The organism is Candidatus Binatia bacterium (genome assembly GCA_023150935.1).
Classification (GTDB): Bacteria; Desulfobacterota; Binatia; order HRBIN30; family HRBIN30; genus JAKLJW01.
In genome coordinates, this window is the sequence record JAKLJW010000035.1 from 667 (window position 1) to 7,623 (window position 6,957).

General features: G+C 67.5%; 2 protein-coding genes. Both read right to left on the minus strand.

Translation table 11 applies throughout. From position 1 onward, the window contains the following. Window positions 1-399: 399 nt before the first annotated feature. The gene (gene pglZ, locus L6Q96_17610; protein ID MCK6556374.1) at window positions 400-3,084 is read right to left on the minus strand and encodes a BREX-2 system phosphatase PglZ; all 2,685 of its coding nucleotides are present in this window, start codon (window positions 3,082-3,084) and stop codon (window positions 400-402) included. Beyond that, complete coding sequence (locus tag L6Q96_17615) at window positions 3,081-6,731, minus strand: phage resistance protein (GenBank protein MCK6556375.1); 3,651 nt, start codon at window positions 6,729-6,731, stop codon at window positions 3,081-3,083. Before L6Q96_17615 ends, pglZ begins: the two co-directional genes overlap by 4 nt. Between the last annotated feature and the right edge of the window lie 226 nt (window positions 6,732-6,957).

The following is a 6,957-nucleotide window of genomic DNA, read 5'->3' on the forward strand; positions in this document are numbered from 1 at the left end:
CCTCGATACGGGCCCTGAACCCTTCGATACGCCGATTGAGAAGACATCGGCTACTCAGGACGATCGGGTCATCGAGACGGGCCCTACTCGGGGCGAACGGTGAAGGGGCATCCGTCGTGCGCGCCCTGAAGAGATGGGCCCTACTCGGGGCGAACGGTGCTTGCGTGTCACGCTCGATCCTCCCCGTTCGTCCCGAGTAGCGCGGTTTGTTCACGCGCGTATCGAGGGACGACCCGCCATCCCCGTGCCCCTCGATACGGGCCCTGAACCCTTCGATACGCCGATTGAGAAGACATCGGCTACTCAGGACGATCGGGTCATCGAGATGGGCCCTACTCGGGGCGAACGGGAATGTTTACGCAATTCACGGACGTGCGAAGTCATGCCGATGAGCGGGTGTCACGCCAACTCGAACTGGACCCTCAACATTTCGACGTCGAGGGCGACGGTGTCGGACGTGTCATCGACCGACAGGATATCGTAGCCGTCGACGTTCAGGAGGCGGCGCATCGCGGCGACGATCCCGTGAACACGCACCGCTGGCAGGCCCAGTCGTTGCACCAAGGCAGCGCGCGTCAGCTTGCCGCCGCGATCGTCTAGCGCGGCCAGCAACTCGCGAATCGTGTCGTCGGGTACCGCGGCTCGGCTGGCCGCGGCGCGCTGACTCATGAACACCTCCGAGCCGAACAGCGCGTCGATCCATCCCGGACCGCCGTGCTTTGTCGGCGGCGGTTCGAACAGCTTGCCCTGACCTGCGTCTGTCGTGCGCTTCCGTGGCGGCTGACGTTTCGCGGGTGGTGCCGGCACGACGACGTCGTCCGTCCACCACGCCGGGTAGCGCAGGGGGATCGGGTTCCAGCCGTCGATACTCACGCTGGCCGGGGCCAGCACTGCCAACGGCACGACCACCTCCTGCGGCGAGGCGCCGCCGTGGTAGCCGTTCTTCTTCGCGCCGTAGCGAACCCGTTCGCTCCACGGTGCGATGACGCGTGGGCCCTTGGCACGGTCGACCCGCGGGCCAGCGACCACGACCTCGTCGTCCTGTCTGGTACCGTCGTCGACGCGCCAGCGTTGGCCCTGGTCGGCCTTGCGCAGCTCGCCGCCAACCTCGTGCACGTGTCCGTGGTCGCTCGCCAGCACAATGGCCCGCCCGGCAGCCTGCGCCTCGTAGAGCAGGGCGTGCAGGAGGTGAATGGCATCGGCCGTCCAGCGAATGCGCAACTGCTCCGATTTCGCGAGGTGATCGTCGACGGCGTTGAGCACGACACCGACGACTCGACGATCCGTCGAGGCGATCTCTCCGCGAACGTCCGGGCTCAAGTCCGAACCGCCAGCATCCGTAAGCTCCGCCTTGTGGAACAGCACGGGCGGATGGTGGACCTTGGACACCTCCAGAAGCCGGCGGTGCTCGGCGAGGCCCCGTTTCTCGACGGTGTCGCCACCGGACGTCAGATTGCCGCACAGGAGGCTCGTCCGGCACACCTCGGTCACCGTCGGGAAGGCAGCGATCACCACGGGACTGGCGAGCGAGCGGTCGCTCCACGCCTCGTCCTGCGCGGTCGGAGCCAGGGGGGTCCACCCGAGCCGCGTCAGATCGTCGGCAAGCTCGCGAAAGACGGCACAGCTCATGCCGTCGACGACGAGGAGCAGGACCGGGGTCGTCCGCGCCAGCGGGACCAGCACCCGGTCGAGCACGCGTTCGATGAGAATCGCGGGACCCGGCGTCGAGCCGGCAGCACTCCACGAGGCAAACAGCTCGCCGAAGCACCGGCTCTGCTGCTCGCGCCGTTCCGTAACGGCCGCCAACAGGCGATCGTACGCGGCACCCAGCGCCGCGACCGAATCGCCACCACGCAACGCGCCGCGGGCCCAGTCGACGAACGCGCCCTCGCGAGCATAGGCGATGGCCGCATCGACCAGCGAGTCCGGCGCCTCGCCCGCCCCTGCAGCCACCAACAGCCAGCGCGCCAGGCGAAGCGACATGTCGACCTGTCGCACCCGGTCGGATTGCCGCGGCGCCTGCTGATGCTCCCGAACGTCACTGGCCAGGGCGCACAAGTCGGCCAATGCGCTGCTTCCCGGCGCGGCGATGCCCGGCGACAGGCAGCGGCCGTAACGTTCGAGGCGCGCCGCGAAGCCGGACAGCAGCACGTCACTGAGATGTGCGAACGGTCGGGCCTGGACGTCGTCGAGAACGGCGTCGGCACGCTGGAGCCAGGGGCTCGCCGCGTGCGGCCCCTGCTGCTGGAGGAGCTTGCCGACGATGCGTTTCGCTTCGTCGGCCCACCGGCGGCCGACCTCGGGTGCGATAGTCTGACCGTTTGCGTAGCGGTCGAGCCGCACACTGGCGCGTGCCAGCTCCACCTCATGGGCCGCGGCGGGATGATGCACAACGCCGCAGACGAGCCCAACGGGAAGCGCCTCGGCGCCGAAGCCCGCATCGCAGCAATCGAGCACCGCCACCCCGACCGCGCCGGCAGTTTGCTCGACCCAACCGCGCAGTCCGGTACGGAGCCCCGGCTGCGCTGCCACGTACCGCGCGACGTTTCCCGGAACCATGCTCCATTCCAGCAGCGCGGTTGCGTCGGGCTGACCGGTCTCGAGTCCAAGATGGCGAGACAGCACCGTGCGCCAGGCCGTCACCCGGTCGAGAATACCGCTCGCCACGGGTGGGTAGCCGCCCGGGGGTGCGGCGGCCAACAAAGCCTCGGCCATCCAACGCTCCTGGGCGAGTCGTGGATCCATATCGCGCGCGGCGAAGAGCCCGAAGACGAGGACCCATCCATCGGCGTTGAAGAGTCGGCGACGGGCGAGACGCGCCAGCACGTCCTCGCCGAGCTCGGGCTCGGAAAGGGGCGTAAGGAAGATCAGCGGAGGCGCGCCGTTTCTGCGTCGGCTCAACCGCTCCCGAACGGCGAGGGCGGACGGACACGTCGCAACTTCCCACTCCACCCCCTTCGCGTGCAGGGTCGGCGCCCCGCTCCACGCATCCTGGGAGCGGATACCGATGACGCGGGCACCCGTGCCCTTCCGGAGGATTTCCTCCACCAGCGGACGGAGGGATGCCGCCGTGAGCGCCGTCACTTCGGCTTGCCCTCCTTGAACACCTCCCAGGTGACGGTCAGCCGGGCGTCCGGGTCGGCTTCGAGAAGCCGTTCGATCTTCCCGAGCAGTTGCCGGCCGGCATCGCTCGGAAGGGCCTGTCGTACGCCGTGTTCGATCACGATCCGTCCGGGCTTCGGCGGGGGGGGCGGCGGCTTGGAGGTGAGACGATGCCGAATCTCGGCGACGGCGGCGCCTTCCGCTTTCTTGAGCGCCGGCCCAAGAGCGATGGCATGCTCGTCGCGGCGCAGCGCATCGACGACCTGCGCGTGGATGCGCCGCGTCGCGTCGTCATCCCCCGCCTGCCGCACCGTATCGAAGATCTGCCAGTTGACCGACTCGAGGGCGTTACAGACCTGCTCCGCCTTCTTGAAGGTGCTGCCCATGGCCTCGGCCGACGTGGCGATCTCGGCGGTGGCGATGGCGGCGACGACACCGTCGGGCCGGGCGTGGGCGACGGCCTCGACGAACGCCACGGTCATCTCGGCGGTGCGCAGCCGATCGGCACTCGCCTCGACACCGTGGGCGGGGAGGGTTTCACGCAACATTCGGCGGAGGCGTTCGCAGGCGGCTCGGCCCTTTGTGACCTCGTCCTTCGCGTCCTGGGCAAACTTGCTGACGTTGTTGGCGTTGAGCAGTTCCGGCGGGGCCAGCCCGAGGATGCGGCTGGCGCGGTCGCGGGCGCGCTCCCACAGATCCGGGTCGGGCAACTTCTCGGGTCGCAGCTCGAGATCATCGGGAAGCGATTCGAGTGTGCCGTGCGCCGGCCCACCGTGGCGAAAGAACGCGTACTTCTCCTGATCGGCGAAGACGAGGACGACGAGATTGCCGACCTCGCCGGGCAGCCCGCGCGGCTCGGGATCGTCCATCCATGCCCGCAGCTTGGCGACGGTGAGCGACCCGCCGTCCTGGGCATGCTTCTGCGCGAAGTGCTTCCGCCAGTACTGTCCGGCGACGAGGTGCGTTTCGCTCATGTCCCCGAGCTTCAGGGGGCAGGCGATCTGCCGCACCACCTGGCGCACCGGTTTTTCGACGACGACCCGGCCTTCGGGATCCTGCACGGCGCGTTGCACCTCGGCGTACACCTTCTTGAGCACGGGCAGGCGCACGTCGGTTTCGAACCAGGGATGCGCCGGGAATTGGTGCGAGAGCGCCTGATCGAGCAGATGGTGGAAGGCTTCTCGAAGGTTGGCGCCGATCGGTGGTTGGGGCTGGAACGTCGGGTCGAGGGATTGCGTGTGTTCGCCGGGCTCGTGGCCTTCGTCGATGGAGCCGGGGAAGGGTTTCGCGGAGCCGTAGGCGCCTTCGAGAAACGTGACGAGACGCTGCCGAAGCTGGCTGCGCTGGTTGTCGAGGAGCGCGCGAGCCGCCGTGCGATCCACGGCCGAGAGGTGCGATGCATAGTCGGTGAACCGCTCGCCGGCGAGGATGTGATCGAGGATGACGAGCTTGCCGAGGTCGCGCAGCGCGTCCTTGCTCAGGAACGATGGGATCCAGAGCAGCGTGTTGGTGGCGCCGTTGGACTGGCGGAACTGCTGGAGGCGGGCGATGTCGTCATGCGGGGTGCGATTGGCCTCGTCGAACGGGAAATCGATCACCACCTTCCAGTCCTGGCCCCGGGCGCGCAACGACTCATCGGGCAGCTCGCGAACGTTGGCGTAAAGGAGCTCGACCTGCCGGCGCGTGCCACGCCACGCGATCTCGTGGGCGAGCCACATCTCGTCGCCGTCCTCGATGCCCAGCTCGCGGAAGAGGATCTCCTTGATCTTGCGGCGGCGGTTGCCGGTGTTGTCCTCGTTCTTGGCCTTTTCGAGGACGGTTTCGGTGTCGACCGCGCTGAGTTGGACCGAGATGGTCGGGTTGGTGGGCTCGTCGCCAATCTTGATCTCACCGACCTGTGCCGCCCACTGGCGGCAGCGGGTCAGGGCCATCTGCCCTTCGCGACCCGGGATGGGCGAGCGGATCGTCCCGTGGTTGAGCGCGGCAAGGCGCGCGGCCGTGAGGCCTTTGAGGGCTTCGACTTCCGGGACGAGCGCGCCGAGGAGCAGGGTCTTGATGAGGCGATCGTCGGCGCGGAACGCCAGGTGCTGTGGGCCGGCGTCGGGTCCCATGTCGGCCTCGGCCTTGCGCAGCCCGTGTTGCGTTTCGAGGAGCGGCAGCAGCTTCTGACGATACAGGCGCTTGGCGTTCTCGAAGTGCTGGCGCATCACCTCGCTGACGGCTTCATCGCCCTGGGAAATGACATCGAAGAGGTCGCCCACCGGCACGACGTCACCGAGTTTCAAACGGTGGCGCTGGTCGACGAGGAGCTGGACCATCACCTTGAGAGCGGTGCGCTCGCGCTGCAGCACCGAGGAGACGGCGACGAGCGTCTGCATCAAGGCGGGACTGAACGGGTACACCTGCCGGAACGTTTGTGGGTCCGCGGTGCTCGTGAGGAGCGTGCTCATCACCTCGTCGCGGACCTTCTTCGTCTCGTCGAAGGCCCGGTCGAGTTGCTGGCGGGCCGCTGGTGACTTGGGCTTGAGGACGCGGCGTTCGGCGATGGCGGGAAGGTTACGGTCTTCGAGCGTGATCGTGTGGAACCGCGCCTCCCACCATTTCAGCACGTCGGCGAAGGCGAGCTGCTCCGCGCCGGTGAGGTGGTCGCCGACCAGCTCGCGGAGGTCGCGCTGCCGGGCCACGAAGCTGACGATCGGGATCGGTCGATCCGATTTCTGGGCCTCGACCAGCATGGCGAGTTTCTGGCCCTCGCGGTTGACGAACGTGACGTCAGCGGCGTTGCTGGCGAGCCAGAGGATGAGCTCGTCGAGGAAGAGGATGAGGGCGTCGTAGCCGAGTGCCTGCGCGTGCCGGCTGATGACAGAGAGCCCGTCATCGAGGCGAACGTATTCCTCCCGACCGTCGCGGACGACGTTGCGATACGAGGCGAAGAAGCTGTTCACCAGGTCGCTGATGAGCTTGCCGCGTTCGTCGCTGCCGGGATTGGCGCACAGGGCCTGCTCGAAGCGCTCGGCGTCCCAGGCGACTTCGAGTTGACCCCACCCGCCGGGCTCCGCTTCCTTCGACTGGTTCAGGCGCTGGAAGAACGGGTCATCGCCCATCTGCTCACGCAGCCGGCGAGCATCGGCAAGGAGCCCTTCAGCCACGTAGACCGCTGGCACCGGCGCCTTCGGGTGCAACTGGTGCAGGTGCTCGACGTACTGGCCGAGGATGGCCGACTCCATGCTGCGGGCGCCGATGAGGTGATAGGGCACGAGCAGGAACTTCTTGCCGTCGGTCCAGTCGTTGTGTTTGCGGACGACGCCGGCCAGTTCGGGAATCGAGCGCGCCGCGGGGTTCCCTTGCAGGAGCAGGTGCAGCACGGCCATGAAGTGGCTCTTGCCGCTGCCGAAGCTGCCGTGCAGGTAGGCCGCCTTGCTCGCACGGGAGTCGAAGGCGCTGCGGATGAACCCGAGGGCGTTGTCGAAGCACTGTGCGAGTTGGGGGGTGACGACGTACGTTCCAAGCGTATCGTCGGGACGTGTGACACCCTCGGTAAGCTTGAGGACGAAGTCCCCGCTGTGCACCCGTTCGGGGATGTCGATGAGGTCGGCGATCAGTGTCATGGCTTGGCGGGTCAGCGTCATAGATAGGTGAGTGGTTGGGTCAGCGGCTGGGCATGTTGGCACAGGCGGTCAGTACGGGCAAAGCGGCGCCGCGTCCCTGCGCAGCCCTGCCCCTCGATACACCGGCCCAGAAAGACGGATTCTCGTCCTCTTTTCGAAACATCCTGATCCGTTCACCCCGACACGGATTCTCCTCCCCCTTTTCGAAACATCCCGATCCGTTCACCCCGACACGGATTCTCGTCCT